28 protein-coding genes and 1 riboswitch are annotated in these 22,128 nt (G+C 39.3%); of the genes, 13 read left to right on the top strand and 15 right to left on the bottom strand.

All coding sequences use genetic code 11. The features are described 5' to 3' along the window. Positions 1–10: 10 nt before the first annotated feature. Positions 11–565: an HAD hydrolase-like protein gene (locus ACEQ1T_RS09640; RefSeq protein ID WP_206839735.1), complete on the top strand. Its 555-nt coding sequence runs from the start codon at positions 11–13 to the stop codon at positions 563–565. Between the two features lie 48 nt (positions 566–613). Here the strand turns inward: ACEQ1T_RS09640 and ACEQ1T_RS09635 are convergent, their stop codons facing one another. The 3 genes from ACEQ1T_RS09635 to ACEQ1T_RS09625 are packed head-to-tail and all read right to left on the bottom strand — an operon-like array spanning position 614 to position 1,640. After that, positions 614–949: a DUF3889 domain-containing protein gene (locus ACEQ1T_RS09635; RefSeq protein WP_206839734.1), complete on the bottom strand. Its 336-nt coding sequence runs from the start codon at positions 947–949 to the stop codon at positions 614–616. A gap of 24 nt (positions 950–973) precedes the next feature. Further along, the gene (locus ACEQ1T_RS09630) at positions 974–1,117 is read right to left on the bottom strand and encodes a hypothetical protein (RefSeq protein ID WP_206839733.1); all 144 of its coding nucleotides are present in this window, start codon (positions 1,115–1,117) and stop codon (positions 974–976) included. Beyond that, positions 1,083–1,640 carry a hypothetical protein gene (locus ACEQ1T_RS09625; protein WP_206839732.1) on the bottom strand — a complete coding sequence of 186 codons (558 nt, stop codon included), beginning with the start codon at positions 1,638–1,640 and terminating at the stop codon, positions 1,083–1,085. Before ACEQ1T_RS09625 ends, ACEQ1T_RS09630 begins: the two co-directional genes overlap by 35 nt. A gap of 154 nt (positions 1,641–1,794) precedes the next feature. On the opposite strand from ACEQ1T_RS09625, the gene ACEQ1T_RS09620 reads away from it, so the two are divergent. Further along, on the top strand, positions 1,795–2,103 hold the full coding sequence (locus tag ACEQ1T_RS09620) for a hypothetical protein (RefSeq protein ID WP_206839731.1): 309 nt from the start codon (positions 1,795–1,797) through the stop codon (positions 2,101–2,103). A gap of 33 nt (positions 2,104–2,136) precedes the next feature. Here the strand turns inward: ACEQ1T_RS09620 and ACEQ1T_RS09615 are convergent, their stop codons facing one another. Further along, the gene (locus tag ACEQ1T_RS09615) at positions 2,137–2,709 is read right to left on the bottom strand and encodes a hypothetical protein (protein WP_370222680.1); all 573 of its coding nucleotides are present in this window, start codon (positions 2,707–2,709) and stop codon (positions 2,137–2,139) included. Positions 2,710–2,870: 161 nt separating this feature from the next. Between ACEQ1T_RS09615 and ACEQ1T_RS09610 the strand changes: the two genes are divergently transcribed. Further along, on the top strand, positions 2,871–3,071 hold the full coding sequence (locus ACEQ1T_RS09610; protein ID WP_206839727.1) for a hypothetical protein: 201 nt from the start codon (positions 2,871–2,873) through the stop codon (positions 3,069–3,071). 43 nt (positions 3,072–3,114) lie between these two features. On the opposite strand, the gene ACEQ1T_RS09605 is transcribed toward ACEQ1T_RS09610, so the two are convergent. Together ACEQ1T_RS09605 and ACEQ1T_RS09600 are read right to left on the bottom strand one after the other, a co-directional pair. Further along, complete coding sequence (locus tag ACEQ1T_RS09605) at positions 3,115–3,942, bottom strand: aldo/keto reductase (RefSeq protein WP_370222678.1); 828 nt, start codon at positions 3,940–3,942, stop codon at positions 3,115–3,117. Positions 3,943–4,066: 124 nt separating this feature from the next. Next, a complete protein-coding gene (locus ACEQ1T_RS09600; RefSeq protein WP_206839723.1) occupies positions 4,067–4,273 on the bottom strand; it encodes a zinc ribbon domain-containing protein in 207 nt (68 codons plus the stop codon). A 152-nt stretch (positions 4,274–4,425) separates the two neighbouring features. On the opposite strand from ACEQ1T_RS09600, the gene ACEQ1T_RS09595 reads away from it, so the two are divergent. Beyond that, positions 4,426–4,815: a globin gene (locus tag ACEQ1T_RS09595; protein WP_370222677.1), complete on the top strand. Its 390-nt coding sequence runs from the start codon at positions 4,426–4,428 to the stop codon at positions 4,813–4,815. Between the two features lie 80 nt (positions 4,816–4,895). Here the strand turns inward: ACEQ1T_RS09595 and ACEQ1T_RS09590 are convergent, their stop codons facing one another. The 3 genes from ACEQ1T_RS09590 to ACEQ1T_RS09580 all read right to left on the bottom strand — a co-directional run bounded on the left by ACEQ1T_RS09590 (position 4,896) and on the right by ACEQ1T_RS09580 (position 8,748). Next, the gene (locus ACEQ1T_RS09590) at positions 4,896–5,303 is read right to left on the bottom strand and encodes a hypothetical protein (protein WP_370222676.1); all 408 of its coding nucleotides are present in this window, start codon (positions 5,301–5,303) and stop codon (positions 4,896–4,898) included. Positions 5,304–5,411: 108 nt separating this feature from the next. Further along, positions 5,412–6,416, bottom strand: a complete 1,005-nt coding sequence (locus ACEQ1T_RS09585; RefSeq protein WP_370222674.1) for a DUF3231 family protein — start codon at positions 6,414–6,416, stop codon at positions 5,412–5,414. Between the two features lie 163 nt (positions 6,417–6,579). Further along, positions 6,580–8,748 carry a beta-propeller domain-containing protein gene (locus tag ACEQ1T_RS09580; RefSeq protein ID WP_370222673.1) on the bottom strand — a complete coding sequence of 723 codons (2,169 nt, stop codon included), beginning with the start codon at positions 8,746–8,748 and terminating at the stop codon, positions 6,580–6,582. A gap of 147 nt (positions 8,749–8,895) precedes the next feature. Between ACEQ1T_RS09580 and ACEQ1T_RS09575 the strand changes: the two genes are divergently transcribed. Next, positions 8,896–9,834 (top strand): DMT family transporter, encoded by a 939-nt coding sequence (locus ACEQ1T_RS09575; RefSeq protein WP_370222672.1) that lies wholly within the window; start codon positions 8,896–8,898, stop codon positions 9,832–9,834. Between the two features lie 42 nt (positions 9,835–9,876). On the opposite strand, the gene ACEQ1T_RS09570 is transcribed toward ACEQ1T_RS09575, so the two are convergent. Then, the gene (locus ACEQ1T_RS09570; protein WP_258549796.1) at positions 9,877–10,005 is read right to left on the bottom strand and encodes a hypothetical protein; all 129 of its coding nucleotides are present in this window, start codon (positions 10,003–10,005) and stop codon (positions 9,877–9,879) included. Positions 10,006–10,276: 271 nt separating this feature from the next. Between ACEQ1T_RS09570 and ACEQ1T_RS09565 the strand changes: the two genes are divergently transcribed. Next, positions 10,277–10,423, top strand: a complete 147-nt coding sequence (locus ACEQ1T_RS09565; RefSeq protein WP_370222671.1) for a hypothetical protein — start codon at positions 10,277–10,279, stop codon at positions 10,421–10,423. 16 nt (positions 10,424–10,439) lie between these two features. Here the strand turns inward: ACEQ1T_RS09565 and ACEQ1T_RS09560 are convergent, their stop codons facing one another. Then, complete coding sequence (locus ACEQ1T_RS09560) at positions 10,440–11,282, bottom strand: CAP domain-containing protein (RefSeq protein WP_244671164.1); 843 nt, start codon at positions 11,280–11,282, stop codon at positions 10,440–10,442. A 195-nt stretch (positions 11,283–11,477) separates the two neighbouring features. Here ACEQ1T_RS09560 and ACEQ1T_RS09555 point away from each other — a divergent pair, with 195 nt between their 5' ends. Beyond that, complete coding sequence (locus tag ACEQ1T_RS09555; protein ID WP_372530243.1) at positions 11,478–11,606, top strand: hypothetical protein; 129 nt, start codon at positions 11,478–11,480, stop codon at positions 11,604–11,606. Positions 11,607–11,657: 51 nt separating this feature from the next. Here the strand turns inward: ACEQ1T_RS09555 and ltaE are convergent, their stop codons facing one another. Continuing rightward, positions 11,658–12,689 carry a low-specificity L-threonine aldolase gene (gene ltaE, locus ACEQ1T_RS09550; protein ID WP_206839715.1) on the bottom strand — a complete coding sequence of 344 codons (1,032 nt, stop codon included), beginning with the start codon at positions 12,687–12,689 and terminating at the stop codon, positions 11,658–11,660. A 384-nt stretch (positions 12,690–13,073) separates the two neighbouring features. On the opposite strand from ltaE, the gene qoxA reads away from it, so the two are divergent. The 4 genes from qoxA to qoxD are packed head-to-tail and all read left to right on the top strand — an operon-like array spanning position 13,074 to position 16,930. Beyond that, positions 13,074–14,063 carry a cytochrome aa3 quinol oxidase subunit II gene (qoxA, locus tag ACEQ1T_RS09545; RefSeq protein ID WP_370222669.1) on the top strand — a complete coding sequence of 330 codons (990 nt, stop codon included), beginning with the start codon at positions 13,074–13,076 and terminating at the stop codon, positions 14,061–14,063. Continuing rightward, positions 14,053–16,029, top strand: coding sequence for a cytochrome aa3 quinol oxidase subunit I (gene qoxB, locus ACEQ1T_RS09540; RefSeq protein WP_206839713.1), 1,977 nt, complete (start codon positions 14,053–14,055; stop codon positions 16,027–16,029). The genes qoxA and qoxB overlap by 11 nt, the downstream gene beginning before the upstream one ends. Beyond that, positions 16,019–16,624, top strand: coding sequence for a cytochrome aa3 quinol oxidase subunit III (gene qoxC, locus ACEQ1T_RS09535; RefSeq protein ID WP_009334518.1), 606 nt, complete (start codon positions 16,019–16,021; stop codon positions 16,622–16,624). The genes qoxB and qoxC overlap by 11 nt, the downstream gene beginning before the upstream one ends. Next, the gene (qoxD, locus tag ACEQ1T_RS09530; protein ID WP_019379818.1) at positions 16,625–16,930 is read left to right on the top strand and encodes a cytochrome aa3 quinol oxidase subunit IV; all 306 of its coding nucleotides are present in this window, start codon (positions 16,625–16,627) and stop codon (positions 16,928–16,930) included. It abuts the gene before it with no gap. A gap of 79 nt (positions 16,931–17,009) precedes the next feature. Here the strand turns inward: qoxD and ACEQ1T_RS09525 are convergent, their stop codons facing one another. The 3 genes from ACEQ1T_RS09525 to thiT all read right to left on the bottom strand — a co-directional run bounded on the left by ACEQ1T_RS09525 (position 17,010) and on the right by thiT (position 18,343). Further along, positions 17,010–17,249 (bottom strand): hypothetical protein, encoded by a 240-nt coding sequence (locus ACEQ1T_RS09525; RefSeq protein ID WP_206839711.1) that lies wholly within the window; start codon positions 17,247–17,249, stop codon positions 17,010–17,012. 122 nt (positions 17,250–17,371) lie between these two features. Beyond that, positions 17,372–17,641: a hypothetical protein gene (locus ACEQ1T_RS09520; protein WP_206839709.1), complete on the bottom strand. Its 270-nt coding sequence runs from the start codon at positions 17,639–17,641 to the stop codon at positions 17,372–17,374. Positions 17,642–17,743: 102 nt separating this feature from the next. Continuing rightward, complete coding sequence (thiT, locus tag ACEQ1T_RS09515; protein ID WP_370222667.1) at positions 17,744–18,343, bottom strand: energy-coupled thiamine transporter ThiT; 600 nt, start codon at positions 18,341–18,343, stop codon at positions 17,744–17,746. 65 nt (positions 18,344–18,408) lie between these two features. Further along, a riboswitch (TPP riboswitch) is annotated at positions 18,409–18,511 on the bottom strand. A gap of 266 nt (positions 18,512–18,777) precedes the next feature. Between thiT and ACEQ1T_RS09510 the strand changes: the two genes are divergently transcribed. Together ACEQ1T_RS09510 and ACEQ1T_RS09505 are read left to right on the top strand one after the other, a co-directional pair. Then, on the top strand, positions 18,778–20,508 hold the full coding sequence (locus ACEQ1T_RS09510; RefSeq protein WP_370222665.1) for an AAA family ATPase: 1,731 nt from the start codon (positions 18,778–18,780) through the stop codon (positions 20,506–20,508). Between the two features lie 204 nt (positions 20,509–20,712). Further along, on the top strand, positions 20,713–22,017 hold the full coding sequence (locus ACEQ1T_RS09505; RefSeq protein ID WP_370222663.1) for an ATP-binding protein: 1,305 nt from the start codon (positions 20,713–20,715) through the stop codon (positions 22,015–22,017). Positions 22,018–22,128: the final 111 nt, after the last annotated feature.

Below are 22,128 nucleotides of genomic sequence, written 5' to 3'. Positions count from 1 at the left end.
GGAAATTTATATGAATGTTCTCTGGGATTTAGATGGCACCATTCTGGATACATGGCCTACTCTGGTCCAGTCTTTTATTCGCATATCCGGCAAAGAGCTGGATCCTCAAGAAGTTCTTACGCCTCTTAAAAACGGGACAGCCTATCAGAAATTTAATGTTTCACCGGAAAAAATTGCTGATTTTCGTCAAATGGAAGCAACTTTTAAGCATGATAAGAAGCCATTATTCCCATATGTAAGGAATATTTTAGAACAAAATAATGTAAATGTGATGGTAACCCATCGGAACCGGCAATCCACAGAGGAGCTGCTTGAATATTGGAAACTTAATTCCTATTTTGCAGAAGTCATCTGCCCTGAATTTGATGGGTTCAGCTTAAAACCACATCCGGAATCCTATGAATATCTTCATCGGCGGTATCATATTGATTTGGCGATTGGCGACCAGGATACAGATTTAATGCCTGCCAGACAGATTGGCATCAGCACCTGTGCGTTTCGCAATCCTAACCCCTATGCAGACTTCGCGATTGATTGCTATTCAAAATTTGAATTTGAGAAATAAGGAACCAGGGCTTCACTATGATGAAGTCCTGGTTTGATACCGAGCAGTTTAATTAGCTGATCTTCGCGTATTAATCCTGATTACTCTCTCAGTTTTTGAATCAAACTCAATATCAATATATAAACCGAATTCTTTGCCGCTATCCTCTATCCATAGCTTGAACTTTTCAATGTCTGTCGTTTGTCTCTTTTCTCTGCCGATATGCAAGTAGTCCAGAATTTTAGCTTTAGGGTATTTCTCTTTTGCTGTTTCCATAGCCAGTCTGCCCCATTTTGCATAGGCTGGTTCTGGTCTTTCTGCAAACGCTTCTCCAGTGAATGTCCGAATGGGAATATACTCCGATAAGAACATCAAAACCATAAAGCTGATAATTAATTTCTTCATCTTTTACCTCTTTCCCAAAAGATCCTAATCAGTATTCCCGCTATTCATGGTTTCTTCCTTCATCCGTTCTTCCTCTTCCTCTACACAGATATAAGCAATTTGTTCTTCCATTAGATGATGGAGAATATCTTTATCATCTGTACAGGAAATGTCTTTTCTTTTTTCCATTATCCTCTCTCCCCTCCTCATTCATTCGGGATTTATTAAAATAATTTCTAAATCTAACTACTAACGCCGACAATATTTTTTTATCCACAAATGCCAAATGAAAAACATACATGAATATTGATTTCATCAAGAACAGCATAAATAGCTTCAGCTGTGAAAAACGGAGAAGCTTCCATATCCCGATCTTTTTGAACCACGTATAAAAAGGATAGGCGAAAAAGGCGTCAACAACTGTATTCAAAAGGAAATACAGCAAGGGCCTGCCATAGGTTAATTTTAATATCCATATAGATCCCGCAAAAAACGGCCCTAAAATCATTGGCAATTCACCACTGAGTTTTGGAAGAAGCCTTTCCTTAATAGTCCACCATTTGTTTTTTTCAGCAATAAATCCTTCTAATAAAACATAAAGGCACATAAAAATGGCTGCCGGATAAAAACGTTTAAAGTCCCTTTTGCCTATGAATGGAACAGTCAGCCAGGAAAGGAGAATTATAAGCACCAAATATAGCTTCTTTTTCATCTTACCCCACCTTTTTTTTAAGGTTTTGTATTTAAAGGAAAATTATTCATTCCTTCCGCATGAACGGCAGATATTTTTAAATTTGCTTTAAATATGAGGTTTGAACATTTAAATATGTGTAATAGATTAACAACCAAAGAAGGAGCTGATCAGCATGTTAACAATGTATAAATGCAAAAATTTCAATAAAACTGGGAAAATTCTGCTCCCCAGCAAGTGGCGCTGCCAATTTGGGCTTTTGCCGGGAAAACTGGCTGATCTTCGCTTCGACCAGGATCAAATTATTATTGAGAAGGCCGATTATAAATCAACCCATAATAAAAGACTTATATCTGAAAATGGCTCTATCCATATTCCAAAAGAACTTCAGCTTCTTCTTGACATTACGGAGGAAGAAGAATATTGCCTTTTTATTGATGAGGAAGATAAGAGTTTTGTCCTTAAGATGATTTCAGAACACTAAAAAAGCTGCAGCTATTTCCTTAGCAGCAGCTTTTTAGCAGATATATTTACCTGTCAGCTTTGAAAGTGCCTTGCAAAACTTTTCCCAGCCCTTAGGGAATGCCTGTATTCCCTGACTCTCAAAAATATTCGCCTTTGTAATCAGCTTTATGGACCATGTCACACTATCCAATATTATTCCAGGGTTTTGGTATTCCTTCTGCCACTTCCAAATTTTCAGCCGATATAATTCCTTCTTAAACTCCTCAATGCTGCCTGAAGCTGCAGGCAGTTCATTTCTAGGTGAGAACGAACTTAAATGCCATTCAAAATATGCAAAACGTCCGTTGATAAAGTCCACTTCAATTTTGTACCATGGCCCGGGATAACCGCCAAGGCTGACACTTAAAACGATGGGATCTTTATCAGGATCAATCGTGACAATATTATTTTTTATATGGAAAATTTCTCTTTTTCTGCTGATAACAGATTTTACATGTGATAATTCAAGCGGTTTCCGGTTGGTATTCTGAAAGTTACTTTGTCTATTTATTTCGTCAAGCAAGGAAGGGATTGATATAGCTCCCTTTTTCTCCAGGATATCCAAAATATTCTCGTAAATACTCATTGTTTCTTCCTCCATCAACACAAGGTGGGTTTATGTACCAAAGAATGTTTTCTTCCCTAATATCCTTTTTTCCCCCTGTGCAAACATTAATTAGTTATCAAGGAACATGAGTGAATAAATTCCGCCTGCTTATTGCACGCTATGGATTGGGAGGTGCAGCCATGGATCCAATAAAACCAGGAAGTAAAAAGCTGCCGGATTTCGAAGAACTGGATGATCGGATGATTGCGGGGCATACTTCGGGGCCAACGCTTGTAATAAAGACAAATCTTGATCCGGAAAATTCGACTGAAGATAATCCTTACTTTAAGAATAAAGGCGAAACGGATACAGAAGAATTTCGGGATTATTTTGAGGAATAAAAGGAAACCGGCAGGCTTTTTGCCTGCCGGTTTCCTGCATTATTTAGAAATCGAAGTTGTCAGGGTCAGGACCTACTCGTCTATTTTCATTTAAGCCGCTGATTTTGTCCATATCTTCTGAAGTAAGCTCAAAGTCAAATAAATCAGCATTTTCAATGATGCGATGTTCTTTTACTGACTTGGGTATTGTTACAATTTCGTTCTGAAGATCCCATCTTAAGATCACTTGTGCAACCGATTTGCTGTACTTTTGGGCAATTTCCTTCAATGCTTCGTTTTCAAGAAGCTCTCCTTGTGCAAGTGGTGACCATGCTTCTATTTGAATATCCTGTTTCCTGGAGAACTCCCTAAGCTCAGTCTGGTTCAGCAAAGGATGAAGCTCTACCTGGTTAACCATAGGGTTTATTTCAGCATCCTGCATCAGATCTTCAAGGTGATGAATCTGGAAGTTGCTCACGCCAATTGCCTTTACTCTTTTTTCTTTATAAAGAGTTTCAAGGGCTTTCCATGTTTCTTTATATTTCCCTTTCACAGGCCAATGGATCAGGTAAAGGTCGATATAATCCAGACCCAGCTTTTTAAGACTGGTTTCAAATGCCTTGATTGTAGAATCATAGCCCTGGTCAGAATTCCAGACTTTTGTGGTAATAAATAGTTCTTCACGAGGTACGCCTGCTTCCTTGATTGCCTGGCCTACACCTTCTTCATTCTGATAGACAGCTGCCGTATCAATGCTTTTATATCCTGCTTTAATGGCTGATTTAACTGACTGGACAACTTCGTCTCCGTCCTTAACCTTGAAAACACCCAGTCCCAGCCACGGCATTTTGACACCGTTATGTAATGTTGCAGCAGATTGTAAATTTTCCATTCTTTCACCTCTTTTTAGGAATTAGGGTACTGGATAATTTTCTCACATTATTTTCAGTTAACAAAATCTTTTTCTTAAAAAGAAAAACATTGCCCCATATTAGGCAATGTATGATCAGATACTTTTATCCCCCGAAGAAAAAATCCAGAACGTTTCCTGCAGTGGAAGAGTTTTTATTATAGAATTCTGAGTATCCGCAGTTTTTACAGTAAACTACCAGAAAGCGGTTATGCTGAATATCAAACATTTTGGAAAGTCCTGTACCAGTCATGGCAACTTCTTTTTGGCCGGCATCACTGCTGCCGCATTTAATACAGCCCTTTTTCTCCATATTCTCACCCTTTCGATTTCTTTCCTTACTTTACGTTCACAGCTGAAAAAAGTTTCGCCAATAATCGTACTGTGATTTTAATCACACTTAAGCTAAAATAACTTCTATATAATGACAAATATAATTAATGTAATTAAAGCAGGTGAAGAATTGTGCATGACTTTAAAACACTTTTTGAAGAAATTGGCGGAGCTGAGACCATTGAAAAGCTTGTGGAGGCGTTTTATCCGCGTGTGTATGCTGATCCCGTATTAAGTCCCCTTTTTGTAGGAGACATAGAGGACATTAAGCGAAAACAGAGGATGTTTCTTACACAATTTCTTGGAGGCTCTCCCCTCTACAGCCAGGAGTTTGGACCGCCGGCCATGAAACAAAGGCATCTGCCATTCGAGATTACACCTTTAAGAGCACAAAGATGGCTTGCCTGCATGAAAGAGGCCTTCAAGGAAACGGGGCTCGATCAAATTCCAGCATCGGTTCTATTCTTTGATCGATTAATACAGGTGGCGGCCATTATGGTCAATAGCCCGGAACGAGAATAGACCTTCCGATTCGGAAGGTCTATTCTCTGTTAAATGAGTAAGTATATAGTTTTAAACATCCAGTCCAAGCGATTTTCCAGTTATAGCGATTCAAAATATTCTTTTGCATGTTCTACCGACTGGAACATCTTAACTTCTGTCACCTCTTTTTCATCATAAGCTACTCCGAGAAATCCATCCGCAAGCTGAAGGATATCAGCAGATGAGGTGTTTTCATCTTCGACGATAACAGTGTCTTCCATTTCAAGCTGCCCTTTTTCCGCCCATGATTGAACTTCGGCCGAGTAAGTATCAATATTCATGCCCTCATCAATACGATCATCCAATTCAGCTACTGACAGCGGCTTTTCTTCACCTTCTGTATTCGTAGCATCATTATATTCCTGGCTATTGGTTGAATCATTCGCTGCTTCTTCCTTATTTTCTTCCTCTGTACTGCATGCTGTCATCAGTATGCAGGCGGTAAAAGCAAGAATCCATTTACTCATATGTGTTCATCTCCTTTTGTAATTCTTCTATGCTAGTAACCTATTACCCCAAATTTTGGTTTGCATTCATATTAAAAAAAATAAAGCACCTATAAAAAGGTGCTCTAGCTATTTATTCCTGAGCTCTTCTCTATCAAGTGATTGAGGCGGATTTTCAAGCCAGCCGTTGTCAATCATAATCTTTGCTCCATCATCTGCAAAATCACCGACTTTGATCATCATTTTAGCATACTGAATAGCCAGGTCTTTTCTGATGCTTGCACCGATAGCTATACCAAAGTCCATTACGCCGACCGCCGTTATGCTGGCGATTAGAAACATCATTAATCTATCCGAAAAAGGTGAAATGGTTGAGTCTGTAATGGAACCATCCCATGTGCTTGGATAGGCTACATCGTCATTTTTTAAGACATTGAGAAAATATTCGACATGCTCCAGGCTCATTTCATAGCCTTTTTTAAAATAATCGCTTATATCTTTTTGTTTAGCTACCTGGCTGAAAGCCAAAAGCATGGTTTTGGCAATATTGGATAACTCGATATTTGTACCCAGATGGGCAATTTCGATGGCCAGCAGCTGCCTCCTTTTGCCTACAATCCCGCCCAGAAAACGATGGTCTGATACATACTTAACTTTCTTGGGATATTCTATGTATGGTGATCGAATGAAAATTCCCTTATCTTGCATAGCCTCAGCTGCCATATCAAAAAGTTTTTCTGTTTGTTCATAGTATTTTTTAAACATGCTGCGAACGTCTTTTCTTGCAGAAACTGATTTAGCAAGTGAATAGGCACTCAATCCGGTTCTTCCCAAATGATGCATGAATCTTAAATAGGTTACGTCCGAAAATAATTTAGGAGTGTCATTGTGCAGGTCTTTTTCATTAAATCCATCAGGTATTGGAAATTCTTCTTTTTTAAAGAGCGAGGCAATGTCGTCTATGTGATCCTTGGCGATGGAAAGCGCGTATTTCAATACTGGCAGGACATCTGGATCTTTATTTGTTTTTATATAGTGCCTTATGCAGCAGACTGCTGCAGTATCTGCTACATAGGTATTCCAGAGCAATGCCATTTCAGACGAAATTAATTTAGGAATACTGCTGCCGTTCATATTCTCACCAGCCGTTAGTAAAATTATATTTATATACTATCAGCTTTATATTTGCCTTCATTCAGCATTTTCATTCAAAGATATGGAAATTAATTTCCATCATACTGTTTTACAGGCACATTAAGAAAAAGAACCAGCCAGAAAAGAGGCCGGTTCCTATAAATTAATTTAACTCGAGCTCTCCTGCTTTTTTGAATCCATCAATATGGTAGGCATCAACTTTTTTAGGAGAAATGCTATAAATGTGATCACCGATATAAATAAGCCTTTCTATTGTCTCTTCCCATTCTTCATAGATTGCATTTTCTGTCTGATGGGTAATTTTACTTTGAAGCTCGATTCCACTTTGGGCAGTAATTTTGTATACTAACGCACCCTGGAAGTCGAATGTGGATTCAAACTGGCTTCCTTCTTTATTCTGGTAAATCGAAATGGGAAATCCATATAGATTCTTCTTTTTATGAATGAGCAGAGCTTTGTGATCGTAATTTAATGGTGAATATGTTCCGCGTCCTCCTATTATTTCGGTATCTTTTTCCACGGGCTTATTTGTATTGCTTACATCGAATAATGATATTTTAACACCGTCCGTAGTAATAACAGGCTGGCTGCCTGTACCTTTGCCTCCTGTTATCTTCGTATCATACCCGAAGCCTATCAGATGGTTTTCATCCAATGGGTGCAGGTAATTGCTAAAGCCGGGAATTTTTAATTCACCCAGTACAGAAGGTTTTTTCGGATCTGATCCATCAATGACAAAGAGCGGGTCAGTTTCCTTAAAAGTAACCATATAAATTCGGTCATTCATAAACCTTGCAGAATAAATCCGTTCCCCTCTAGCCAGGTCTTCAAGCTGTCCAATCTGTTTTAAATTCTTATCCAGTATATAAAGGCTGTTGGATGAAGGGGTTCTTTCGTCCCGGGCTTCACCCCTGGTTGTTACCACTCTGAAGTTTTCATTATACTCATCCATTGAAAATTGATTTAAAACGGTGCCTTCTATTTCAGCTGATGCCTGGAACTCTACTTTTCCATCTTTTATCTTGAACTTATAGATGCTCGTATCCGGCTGGGGCATCTGTCTGTCTGCGATGATTTCATTGCTGTAGCTGACGGCTGATAAATATAGATTATTATGGGACATATAGAATTCGTTTCCGCTGCCTAAGTAGCTTGTGATAGATAGTGGCTCTCTGCTTGATCTTACATTCAATACAGCTATATTAATATAGTTTGCGTTTTGGGAACCAGGAAAATATTTTATCTCATTATAATCAACGATCTGCTGCTCACTGCTCTTGGCAGTATCAAAATAACGAGGACGCAGATCTGCATTTTTATTTCTTTCCAGAATCCAATATTCAGGATAATAACTTGTAATAAAATATACCTTTCCATCCATTAGCCTGGAAGCAAGCAAACTTCCTTCGATGTCTGCCTCTCTAATTTGTACCGGTTTTTGTTTATTTTCGATATTGAATACAATCGTTTTTGTGGAATGAAATGCAGGTGCAATCTTTTTTTCTGAAGCCGCTTTTCCAATATGATCAGGAGTATCTATATAGCTGTGGCCCACAACTATTAATTGATTCCCTTCTATAAATAACTGATAGGGAGAGAAGGCTTGATTAAATGTTAATACAGAATCCATCTTCATTTTATCAGCAGGCATGGCCTTAATAATCTGGACTTTATTATCAGTGATTTTGTAAATATGCGTGCCATCCGTTTTTACCACATCAGCTTCATCTATACCCGCTACTTGAATATTTGTCCCGGAATAGTCTGCACCTGCAGAATCTGATGAGCTCTTTTCACTGCTGTTCTCCTCACTCACTGCCATATCCCTTCCAGCAAGGACAGTCCTGTCTTCATTGGACATTTTTGAAAAGTAATTGTTCAATTTTTTTCTTGAGCCGATTGCCGGCAGAGTATTTATAACTTTGAAAGCAGTTTTTACTGATTGATTCAAATTTTGCCCGCCCTTTGTTTTGATATCCTTTGTCAGGACCAAGGTATAATGTGGAGAATTTAAATTATAACCTTTAGAAGGGGGCTGAATTTCAATGGATTTATTAGTATTTTCCAGAGAGATTTTAACCTGCTCTTTTTCCCCCTTCTCATTTAAAATATAAACCGAGCGGCTGTTAACACTATCTGGATTAAGTTTTTTTGAAAACGTAATTTCCCATACTTTATTATTTAGAACTATAACTTCTTCATTATTTTCTGCCAGATTACCGACAATTTTTAATCTGTTAAGGAATGAAAAAGACGCCAAAATAATAATAATCATTGTGACTCCGCCTAGAAAAAGCCATTTTTTCTTCATGAAAGACACCCCTTTTTAAGTAAGTTGACGGGTTAAATCTTCCAATAGTTACAAATTATTATTTATTAAATTTCTGAAATTAATGAATTTTCCTGGCGGTAAAGGTAAAATGTAATTTATTACAGTGCAGGAAGAAGGTTTTCTCAATTGCTGGGAGAGACAAACAAAAGGTACGGTTTTTTAATGCTGATTTTAGCGAACATGATTTGGGGCGGTAATTTTGTTATTGGGAGAATTGGTGTCGATTATTTTCCTCCAATCCTCTTTTCCCTATTAAGATGGATTATTGCATTCTTGCTTTTAACCCCTTTTATGGTCAAGCAGCTAAAAAAAGATTGGCACATTATTTGGCAACATAAGCGGATCATTTTGCTTTTGGCAATGACTGGTGTTGCCGGTTACAATACAATCATTTATTTTGCCCTGCAATACACCACTTCCATTAATGCATCAGTGGTAAACAGCACAACACCACTTTTTATCGCCATTCTGGCCATATTTATTTTAAGAGAAAAGCTTCTAGCCCACCAGGGAGCTGGAATTCTCCTGTCAGTCTTGGGAATTTTATTCATTATTTCAAAGGGATCGATTGAAGTGTTTCTTTCATGGAAAATAAATGCGGGAGATTTATACGTTTTGGCTGCAGTCATTATGTGGGCATTGTATTCGGTCATTGGCAAAAAATATTCAGGCGTATTGCCTGTACTATCTTCTTTTTATGCATCATCATTTCTCGGCATATTACTATTGGCGCCATTAAGCTTGATTGAATATTCTGTAATGGAAGAAGAGCCTGTCTTATCCTTAACTTCCGCAGGAATCTTGCTGTATGTTGGTTTCCTGGCTTCAATTATGGCTTTTCTATCCTGGAATTTTGGAGTTTCCTTAATAGGAGCTGCCAAAGCAGGCGTTTTTCTGAATCTTCTTCCTGTTTTCGCTATCATATTCTCATTGTGTTTTACGGAGGAAAAATTGTATTTGTATCAGATAATCGGCGGAGGAATTGTCGCATTGGGCGTTGTATTATCTTCTAAAAAATCTCTTCGACTTAAGAATCACTTTCAAGAAAATAAGTCTTCAGCATAAAAACTCCCCTCAGTTCCTGACTGCGGGGAGTTTCCATATATATTACCAATCCTGGGTTCGTTCTAATAAATGATCAATTTCTACATGTCTGATCATATAGCCAAGATCTTCTTCGGCAATTTCCGATGTGGATTCCAATAGCTGATCAATATCCATTTGCACCAATCTCATAACCAGACCTCCTGATTTAATAAATGAATCTATATTCTCTTTCCTGCTATACTATTCGCTATGCACTAGACTGGTATGGGGGCAGATGAGAAATTTTATCAGTATTTATTACCCGACTTTTTTTGGACCTAAACATAAATTCAAAAAACAAGATTGAATGGCTGTTCATTATTCGTCACGTCTACTCCGGAAAATAGATAGTATATAATGTTTTAAAAAATCGCAACAGGGAATAGTGTCATAAATACATTGCTGTTTGAAGGTGGCTATTATGAAAACTAACTTTAGTGATTTTGCGAAGCTATTGGAATCTGCCCTTGATAAAGGGCAAACAGATAACGAAGTGACCATTCATGAATTGCTTGATGAAATAAAAAATAAGCTTGAACCTTTAATTAATAAAAAGGAAATCGGCTAATGTGCCGATTTCCTTTTTATTTTGCTATAAACATTTGTGTCCAATAGGAGCCATTTTCAGTATATCCAACACCAATATGTGTGAAAGTGCTGTTTAATATATTTTTCCGATGCCCTTCACTTTCCATCCATGCTTGAACAACTTGTTCAGGAGTCTGCTGTCCCATGGCAATATTTTCGCCAGCGCTGCTGTAATTGACCCCAAAATCCCTCATCATGTCAAATGGCGACCCAAAAGTTGGGCTTGTATGAGAAAAGTAATTTTTCTGCTGCATATCATTTGATTTCGCTTGTGCCACATTACTTAGCGGATTATCTGATTTTAATGCATTTAGGCCATTTTTCTGACGTTCTGCATTTGTTAATTCAATTACTTTCGATTCAAAGTTGTTAATTTCATCATTTTGAGCTGCAGGTGCCTGTCCTCTATCGCTATCTTCTTGAGGCACTGCTGATTTCGGCTGCTGTTGTCCGCCTTCCTGCTGATCTGGCTGCGCAAATTGGCGGCTTTCAGGCTGCTGGGGTGTCATACCCTGTTCTTGCTGCTGGTCTTCTCCGAATTGGAATAAGGGCATTCCGCCATCATCTGTTAATTGGCTGTGTGGAAATTCCTGACTTGGTGTTGCTGTACTATAAGAATTCGGGTCAATAGTTAGATAGCCATTATTTACACGCTGCAATTCCAGAGGAGCTGCTCCCCGTCTTTCTCTATCCACATTCACATTATTTGCATTGCTTATTTCCTGGAGATCTTCACCTGTCAATGCCCCGGAGTGCATTCCCTGCTCTGTGTTATTATTACATGCCGTGAGCATGAGAATCAGGAAGAGACCTGGCAGAACATTTTTCTTTAAGTTCATTTTTCAATTCTCCTTTAGAAAGTGTTTTATAACTTTCTTATCATATGGAGACATTCATAAAGTATGGGTGGAAAAATAGAGAAGTCATCGAGAGAGAACGTAAACATTGTTTGGCATATCTTATTGATAAAGATAAATAAGGAGGAATATCTTTGAGGCAATATATAATTACAGGCATAAATGGAGCACATTATTATGGATATCCTCAGATGCAGTATGGGCCCTGGTGGCAGCCAATTCATCAAGGCTATCCTTATCACAGCATTTGGCATCAAAGTCATTTTCATTCACAGCATTACAATGCTGTTCCGATGCAAAGAATAATTTGAAACAGAAAAACGCATGTTTAAGGGAAACATGCGTTTTTACATTTTATTATGAGATTTGAACAGAAACTCTCTGTATGGCATTAATTGCATCTTCAAGCTGGTTTTTAGTAACATCATAGTGAGTAACAAAACGCACATAAGAGGGTCCAAAAGTTCCTGAAAGCACGCCTTCAGCTTTTAACCTTTCAACAAACTCCGATGAATTCATTTTAAGTTTTTTTACATCAGCCACAATGATATTTGTATCCACTTGATTTACGATTTCTATCCCTTTGATTTGCCCAAGCTGCTGAGCAAGAAGTTGAGCATTTTCATGATCCTCGGCTAAACGCTCTCTCATATTCGTTAATGCAACAATTCCCGGGGCTGCTATGATCCCAGCCTGGCGGAGTCCCCCGCCTAATCTTTTGCGCCATTTTCTTGCTGCAGCAATAAACTCCCTGCTGCCTGCAAGAATGGAACCAACTGGAGCTCCGAGCCCCTTTGAGAGACATACTTGCACTGTGTCGCAGTGTTCAGCCAAGTCAGAAGCCGGCAGATTTAAGGCTGCGGCTGCATTAAACAGTCTTGCCCCATCAATATGTAATGGAATATTATTCCTTTTTGCAATGCTGTATATTTCTTTCATATTATCAATAGGTATTACGGCACCGCCAGCTCTATTGTGAGTATTTTCCAGACAAATCAATCCAGTTTCCGGATAATGCTGATCTTCTCCCCTAATGGCATACTCCACTTCTGATGGATTCATTGCACCTCGTGTCCCATTTAGCGTCCTTGTCTGGACTCCGGCAAAAGCTGAAGAAGCACCGCTTTCATAATAAAAAATATGGCTTTCTGCTTCAAGAATGATTTCATTGCCCGGTCGGCAGTGTGTTAAGATGGCAATCTGGTTTCCCTGAGTGCCGCTCGTTACAAACAGAGCTGCCTCCTTACCAAGCACCTCAGCAGCGGTCTCTTCCAACTTATTGATTGATGGATCCTCTCCGTATACGTCATCCCCAACTGCTGCTTCATAAGCAGCTTTCCTCATTTCTTCAGTTGGCTTTGTAACTGTATCACTTCTTAAATCAATCATACCCTCACCCTGTCCTTCTCTATTTTTAGTCCATGTTACTGTACTATTCAGTATTTTTCAACAAAGAGAGTAATTAGGGTGTCGCAATAAAGTTCAAAATTTGTTCAAAAGTTGTTTTGATGGCCAAAACCCTGCAATAATGCTATTTGTGCAAAATTATCAGCCACTCTAACACCTTACATTTATTTCCTTCTCACTTTTGTCACAACTTTTCATATTTGCTTATGTTAATATCATTTACACAGTGATAACTAAGTTAAATAAAGGTTTTAAGGATGTTTATGTTTATCAGCTATATATTTTTTTGGCATCTTTGTGAAAACCCGCACATTATTTGTGAATTATTTAACAATAGTTTTTGTCAAAAAGGAGATGAAACATCAGATGAAGAAAATGCTGCTCTCTTTAACAGCTCTATTGCCCTTAATGGTTCTCAGCGGCTGTAATATGGTTGTATTTGAACCTCAGGGCCCCGTTGCAAGAAGCATAACCGAATTAATTAACTGGTCCCTGATCTGGATGCTTCTTGTCGTTGCAGTTGTATTTGGATTATTCGGCTACATTGTCTGGAAATACAGGGAACGACCTGAAAATAAAGATTATGAACCCCCGGAGGAGCATGGCAGTACACTCCTTGAAATTATCTGGACCGGGATTCCGATATTAATTGTCATTGCCCTGACAATCCCGACAGTAAAAACTCTTTATGCTCTGGAAGAAACACCAAAGGGCTATGAAGAAAAAGAACCTATTACAATACATGTAACATCTGCAGACTGGAAATGGATCTTCAGCTATCCTGAAGAAGGCATTGAGACAGTGAACTATGTAAATATACCGGAAGATACGCCAGTTCTCTTTAAGATGACATCTGCAAGCACCATGCAATCTTTCTGGGTGCCAGCTCTTGGCGGACAAAAGTATACCATGCCAAAAATGGAAACAGAATTGTATCTTGTTGCAGACAGCCCTGGATCTTATGAAGGCCAGAACACGAACTTTAACGGCCGTGGATATGCGGATATGAAATTTGAAGTGCTTGCACAAACCCAGGAAGATTTTGACCAATGGGTTGACGACGTTAAGGATACAGCTCCCAAGCTAACGGAAGATGAGTATGAAGGGCTGCTGAAGCCTACTCATTTAGGAAGACTGACATATTCCAATACTCATTTAGAATGGGTCAATCATGCTGATCCAAATTCGAAGGCTTATACAAATCCTGAGCTCTACAGAGGGCATGGATATCAAGGTAAAACCTTCGAAGAAGATGACAATTATAAAAATGAGAATCCAAACGTAATCGAAGGTCATGGCGAAGAAGAAAGCCATGATAGTCAAGAAAACCATGGAGGTGACCATCATGGGCATTAAATGGGATGAGTTTTTTATTACTGGGGACCCCCTTATACTAGGTTCACAGATTGCTATATTGTTAACGATGATTGGTGCAGTCGCTGGCATCACTTACTTAAAAAAGTGGAAATACCTTTGGACAGAATGGCTGACTACAGTTGATCATAAAAAAATCGGTATCATGTATATCATCTCCGCAGTATTGATGTTTTTCCGCGGCGGAATGGACGGCTTGCTGATGAAAGCTCAGACAGCGAGACCTGAAATGGAGTTTTTGAATTCCCAGCACTATAATGAAATCTTTACAACACACGGCGTTATTATGATTCTTTTCATGGCTATGCCGTTCTTAATTGGTTTAATGAACGTTGTCATTCCGCTGCAGATCGGTGCGCGTGACGTTGCTTTTCCACAGCTGAATGCTCTAAGCTTCTGGCTGTTTTTCAGCGGAGCTATGCTATTTAATATTTCCTTCGTAATCGGAGGATCGCCTGATGCAGGCTGGACATCTTACTTCCCTCTTGCAGGCAAGGAATTCAGCCCGGGAATCGGCAACAACTTTTACGCAGTCGCACTGCAAATTGCTGGTATCGGTACTCTAATGACAGGTATAAACTTTATCGTCACGATTTTGAAAATGAGAACAAAAGGCATGACACTGATGAAAATGCCGATGTTCACATGGACTACCTTTGTAACATCCATTCTGATTGTGGCTGCTTTCCCAATTTTCACAGTTGCATTGGCGTTGATGACATTCGACCGTCTGTATGGAACACACTTCTTTACAGTGTCAGGCGGAGGAATGGATATGCTTTGGGCTAACCTGTTTTGGCTATGGGGACATCCTGAGGTTTACATTGTTGCCCTTCCTGCTTTCGGGATTTTCTCAGAAGTTATTGCAACATTCTCAAGAAAATCTTTGTTTGGATATAAATCAATGGTATTTTCCATCCTTGGAATTGCCCTTTTAAGTATGGTTGTATGGGTTCACCATTTCTACACAATGGGATCAGGCCCTGCAGTTAACTCTTTCTTCTCCATCACGACGATGGCGATAGCCATACCGACCGGAGTTAAGATGTTCAACTGGCTGTTTACGATGCGTAAAGGCCGCATAAAAATTACTTCCGCCATGCTTTGGGCACTGGCATTCGTCCCATGCTTTGTTATAGGCGGGGTTACAGGTGTAATGCTTGCAATGGGTGCAGCGGATTATCAGTATCACAATACATTATTCCTTGTTGCCCACTTCCACTATGTATTAATTCCAGGTGTAGTATTTGCCGTATTTGCAGGTCTGTACTACTGGTGGCCAAAAATGTTCGGTTTCATGCTGAATGAAAAAATCGGAAAATGGCATTTCTGGCTCTTTGTTATTGGTTTTAACGTAACATTCATGCCTATGTTCTTCCTTGGATTAAACGGAGCTGTGAGACGTGCATACACATACTCTGCGGAATCAGGATTTGCACCACTCTTCATGCTATCGGCAATTGGTTCGATCATTCTGGCAGCAGGGTTCGCGGTATTCTGCTACAACATTTACTGGAGCATCCGCTATGCTGACAGAAACATCTCAAGCGACCCATGGGATGCAAGAACATTGGAATGGTCTACTGCTTCACCAGTTCAATTCTATAACTTTGCAAAGCTGCCGGAGGTTAAATCCCTTGATCCTTTCTGGCACATGAAGAAAAAGAATGAAGGCTTAACGTTATATGACAGTGAAATTGAAGAGATTCATATGCCAAGCAATTCCTGGCTTCCGATTTATATGGGTGTCATCTTCGGCATCGCAGGCTTCCTCCTTGTATTTGAATGGCACATTGCTGCAGCTGTAGCTGCCATCGGCATTTTTGCTGGTTTGATCATCCGTTCATTCGATTACAATGAAGGCTTCCATGTTAAAAAAGATGAAATTCACAGAATTGAAAATGCCTGGAGAAAAACAGAAGGAGAGGTGCATGATCATGTCAGCTAAAGTGGATACTTCCTTGCCCCTTGAATATCAAACTGAACAGGATCGGATGAATATTCTTGGCTTCTGGGTTTTCCTTGGCGCTGAAATCGTTCTATTTGCCACTCTGTTTGGAGTATATGGTGTATTATATGAACGCTTTGCAGGAGGTCCAACACATAAAGACATTTTTGTGATCAAGGATGTCATGATTCAGACAGTCCTCCTTTTGACAAGCAGCTTTACAATGGGCATCGCCATTTTTGAAATGCGCCGGCATAACCTGAAAGGGCTAATTACCTGGCTGGTGATTACCCTTGCTCTTGGCGCAGGATTCCTATTCATGGAGATTAATGAATTTATCCATTATGCCCATGAAGGCGCAACGATGCAGACAAGTGCGTTCCTTTCCAGCTTATTTGTCTTGCTGGGTACACACGGAGCCCACGTTACATTGGGTATTGGCTGGGCAACTATGGTCATTATCCAGCTTTTAAAAAGAGGCCTTACCCCTACTACAGCAAGAAAAACATTTATTATCGGCCTTTACTGGCACTTCCTTGATGTAGTCTGGATCTTTATTTTCACATTCGTGTATTTGAAAGGACTGGTGGCTTAAATGGAACATCATCAATCAAAAAGCTTCCCGATAAGCCATGTCATTGGATTTGTTGTTTCCCTTGTGCTGACATTTGCAGCAGCAGGTATTGCCTTAAAAACGAACCTCTCTTTTAAAGTTATCATGTGGATCATCGGCTCACTGGCTGTCATTCAGGCAGGCATGCAGCTTTTCATGTTCATGCACTTAAGAGAAGGCGAAGACGGCAAAACGAACTTGGTAAATATGATTTATGCCGTATTTATGGTTATCGTTATTGTAGTGGGTTCAATTTGGGTTCTGACTTCTGGGCACGCTGCTCATTAATTAAAGATAAGCAGAAGCGCCATGTCCAACCGATGAACCAAATAATACAAAAAACCGGTCTCCCTATTGGAGGCCGGTTTTATTTGTATTGTCTGATTCCCTTGCTTCCCTTTGTCATTTCTTCCATTACATTGATAAAAAATCCAAATCCAAAAATTAGCATGGATGATACCATAATGCTTAAGCCGATTGATAAAACATACTCACCCGTGATACCGCTTACAAAAAAGCTGGAAATAAAGACAATTAATCCTAAAAGTATACCTGCTGCTGTAACATTCCTAAAAAAGTGAAGAACCTTTTGCTGTTTTAATGTCATGTTTTTCATCCCCTTTTATTTAATATTCTAACTATGTTCACAAATTTGTCAAACTTTTTGTCACAAATTTGTCAAATTTAATTTGGCAAGAAAAAAAGCCTTGCAAGATGCAAAGCGATTTTCTACTGATATAGTTTTTTAATGTTCTCCAAATCTTTCTTTAAACTGCATATTTCCTGCCTGGTCAGCATTAACGGCATTTGATCGTACAGTGTAATAATTTGTCCTCCCTCATCTTCCTCATGGATGGATAAATAGTTATACAAATTTTCACATTGATTTTTGTTGAGAATCGACTGGGTAGTGAAACTTTTAACCTTTTGGATCTCAAAGGCACTGGTTTCTGCATCAAAGACACCTGTTATGATGTTACCCTGCAATGTGTTTGACAAACAATCACTCCCCTTTTTGAGTAATATACCCATTTTTCATAAGGAGTTTCCTAAGATATGAAAAAAACCTCTTTGAAATATATTCAAAGAGGCAGATTATAATCAGGAAGCATGTTTTTGCGATTGAATAATTTCATCTGATTTTCTCATGATTAATCTAGGTGCCGAAGAAATAATTAATGCTGCTAAAATGGAACAAAGAATAGCAGCACCAAGCATTGTTGCGCCATTTGCCATGAAGGAGAATAATACAGGCGACATCCCTTCTGGCGCATAGCTTCCAAAGAAAAATACACCTGCTATGAAATGCCAGAAATACCTGGCAAGGCTTCCGGCAAACACAGCTAAAACTATCCAGCCCAATGCTTTGTTCTTGTTTCCCCTGTGCAGCTGACTTTGAATTGGCCGGAAAAACAAACCGGCAAAACCAATACAGGCAAATGCGACAAAGTACTCAATAAATGCCTGAAGCGGAGTGGCGATCCAGGCATCTCCCATGGAAATCTGCAAAATTCCCCATAAGAGGCCTGCGATGAAGCTTACCTTAAAACCCCACCTGAAAGCCAAAATAAAGATCGGAATCATCGCGGCGGAAATGGAAATAGACGGTGACAGCTTGATTGATGGCAGAAAATCCAGAATGATGGCAAATGCTGCAAAAAATGAAGCTTCAATCATCGCAGTTAAGCTTAATTTTTTCATAAAAAAATCCCCCTTTAATCGTTGACGATACCCCAAGGGAGAACAAGCAGGCAGAAAATCTCCTTCCGCCTTTTATTCCACATTCCTGCGCTAGCATTATCTAACAGGTTCAAAGGGTCAGAACAGCGAACTGTTCACTCTCAGCAAAATGCTCCCCTTGTGGCACGTTATTGAATTATCCGATTTTAGTATATATGAAATGAAACATTGTGAAAAGGATTCTTTGAAAAAACTTTTTTAATTTATATGCCAGGTTTTCACCCTGCTTGTCACATTTTTTTCACATATTTATGCCATCTGATAGCTGTTGTAGCACACTTTCTTATAAACTATACTATTTTTCCATAATTTACAACGTTTAAAAAAAGTAAAACCCTGTTATTAACAATACTATTTCCTTATAATGTAGGTATGTTCAATGAGGAGGGAAATAGTTGAAATCACGTCTAAAGAAGCCTTCGACGATTGTTTCTATTGCATTGGTGATCACGGTGATTTTGGCGGCGGTTATTTGGACCGTACAAGCAGGAAATAAGGATGTGACAGTTCCGTTTTCTTCTGTGGAAAAAATTATTGCCTCCCAGGATGGAAAGACTGTTGCAGTACAGGAATACAAAAATGGGAAACTGCTGATCACAGCCCCTGATGGCGAGTACATCTCCCATGTGCCTCCCAACAGTGAGATGGTTGATAAATTAGTAGAAACCTATAATATACAATATACGTTCGCAACCACAGGACCTTATACCCCTTGGATTCTGGGCGGTGTAGTCCTTTTGTTTATAGCCATTGGCATTTACCTGTTTAAGTCAGGAAAAGGCGGAATGGGTGCTACAAATACCATGAAACAAAGTGTATCTAAGCCAAAGGCCCTTCCTTCCATTTCACTGGAAGATGTTGGCGGAATTCAGGAAGAAATGAAAGAGGAAATCATGCAGACTCTTTCTATATTAAAAGAACCTGAGCGCTCTCTGAAAATGGGGATTAAGCCGCCGAAGGGAATTCTATTATACGGGCCTCCTGGAACAGGAAAAACATTGCTGGCTCAGGCAATCGCTAAAGAACTTGGAGCCACTTTTTTCTCAACCAGCGGTTCCGGTTTTAATGAGTTGTTCGTTGGTGTGGGAGCTTCCCGAGTAAGAAACCTTTTCCAAAATGCAAGAAAGCATTCTCCTGCCGTCGTCTTCATTGACGAAGTAGATGCATTGGCAGGCAGAAGAAAGCAGCATGGCGGAGAAGAAAGCGAAAAGACGTTAACTGAGCTGCTAGTCCAGCTGGACGGCGGCCATTCCAATGATGGAATACTATTTATTGCAGCGACAAACAGGAAGGATATGCTTGATGAAGCATTCCTCCGTCCGGGACGGATTGACTTCTCCTTCAATGTCCCTCTTCCTGATACAAAGGGCCGAAGAGAGATTATCAATATTCACACAAAAAATAGATTACTGGCTGAGGATGTCATGACAACACTTGGTGATTTAGCAGAAAGCACCTCTGGATTCTCAGGTGCAGATCTTCATTCCCTTTTTGAAACGGCAAGCCGCAGAGCTGTCCGTAACGGCCAGGAAATTATCTCAAAAGAAGATTTGGATTATGCGCTTGACCGGACCATTCTGGGAACAACCACCCGGGCATTGCAGGATCACGGTACAAAGCAGCGGGTTGCCATACACGAAGCTGGCCATGCATTAGTGGCTGCTTTAACAAAACCCGGATCCGTCCGCAAAGCAACCATCATTCCGCGCGGCGAAGCACTTGGGTATGTAGCACCAATACAAAAAGAACTTCACTTATCGACAACAAGTGAATTGCTTGATCAGGTTGCCATGATTCTCGCAGGCGGTGTATCAGAACGAATGATTCTTGGCGAGCACAGCATTGGAGTAAGCGGTGATGTTAAACAAGCCAAGCACATCATTGAGCAAATGGTTGATACCGGTTTACTTGATAACGGCTTTGAGCTTACCTTTAACAAAGGTCAAAAAGAAGCAAAAATGCAGGATCTTTTCCAGAAAGCACTGGAAAGATGCGAATTGATCATTGCAAATCATCACCCTCAATTTGAAACACTGGTAGAGGCCCTTCTTGAAAAAGAAACTCTGGAAGGCAGTGAAGTCCAGAAGATTGTTGGAGAATTGAAGTCTGAAATGGTAATAGCATGATGAGAAACCGGCCCCCCTGCAGGCCGGTTTTTATATTGGAAATGCAGTTCATTAGTAAATATTCAAAAATTAATCCATAATAATGTTATGTAAACAAATGGTTATCTCCTATAGAGTCAGAATAAATAAATGTTCCCATATAAAGGATTCTTCCTCTCTTTTGTTTAATTACTAATATACCTGCATGTTGGAGGGATGGTTCTTTTGTATGATTTTACAGCTGACTTGATTTTTCACTTTCTAATTATGATAATGATTCCTTTTATCCATAAAATCTCTTCACATCGGGGGGATGGCTGGAAGACTTCTGCCCCGCTTTTATCTGTTCTTTTTTTAGCGCTTTTCCTGACTATGACTTTTCCGGTGGAAATTGCAAGCGGTCAGTTTTTTGACTTGAAATTTATTCCTGTTTTTGTCGCCTATTTTTACATTAAGCCTCTTGCAGGCTTCCTGGTTATTTTAGTATTGATTACTTTTAAGGGCTTTTTTTCACCAGGAGATATTTCGATTGCGCTAGTAAATTACGCAATTATGTCTGTGCTCTTTTTCTATGCTTCAAAATTCTATAAAAAATGTACATTTAAACAAAAACTCAGTATAGCTGTTTTATTTTATCTTCCCATTACGGTAACCAGGTATGTTATTTTCCTCCAAAAGGATATTAAAGAAGACGCTGTATACTTGCTATTGTTTTCAGCAGTTTCTATTGTGACTCTTTCTATGATCATCTATTTAATTGAAATGAATCTGCTTCAGGAAATGATGATGCAAAAACTGAGAGATGCGGAAAAAATCAATGCGATCAGTCAGCTGGCTGCGTCCGTCGCCCATGAAATTAGAAACCCAATGACTACTGTAAGAGGTTTTCTGCAAATGCTTAAAAATGAAAAAAACCTGACTGCAGATCAAAAGTCCTTTATTAAAGTTTCTTTGGAGGAACTGGACAGAACCAATCATATTATTAGTGATTTCCTCTCACTTGCACGCCCGGAAACTCCTGTTGTCAGTCAAGTTTCTCTTTCCGGAGTATTATTGGAAGTGGCTGATTTTATGCGGCCATATGGACTGATGACAAAGGTTGAAATAAGGACAAGTATTTTTGAAGGCATTTTTATCATTGGTAACCCAAATGAAATTAAGCAATTATTTATAAACTTAATGAAAAATAGTATAGAAGCAATGCCTGATGGCGGTATTCTAGAGGTTTCAGCATTCAAAAGAAATACTACAGCCGATATACTAATTAAAGATGAAGGTGTCGGAATGTCAAAAGAAAAACTCCAAATGCTCGGTCAGCCCTATTACTCAACAAAAACGAAAGGAACCGGCTTAGGATTAATGATATCTTTTGACATCATCAATCGTTTGAAAGGAAAATATGCAATAGAAAGTACACAAAATATAGGAACCTGCTTTACTATTTCGCTGCCTCTATATTACTCGTCCGAAGTGATCCGGCAGACTTCATTCCAGAACAGGTCTGAAAGTCAGCGTATAAATGAGAGTTAACTCAAAATGACTGAATGGGAATCCTGCCGAAAATTAATGCTCGACAGCACAGGTAGGTGATGAATCAAAACATTAACTTAAAAATAAACCACAGAAAAAAGCCTCCAAAAA

The organism is Cytobacillus sp., assembly GCF_964223445.1.
Lineage (GTDB): Bacteria > Bacillota > Bacilli > Bacillales > Cytobacillaceae > Cytobacillus.
The sequence above is the reverse complement of the archived record's forward strand: the minus strand, read 5'-3'. Positions and strand labels throughout refer to the sequence as shown.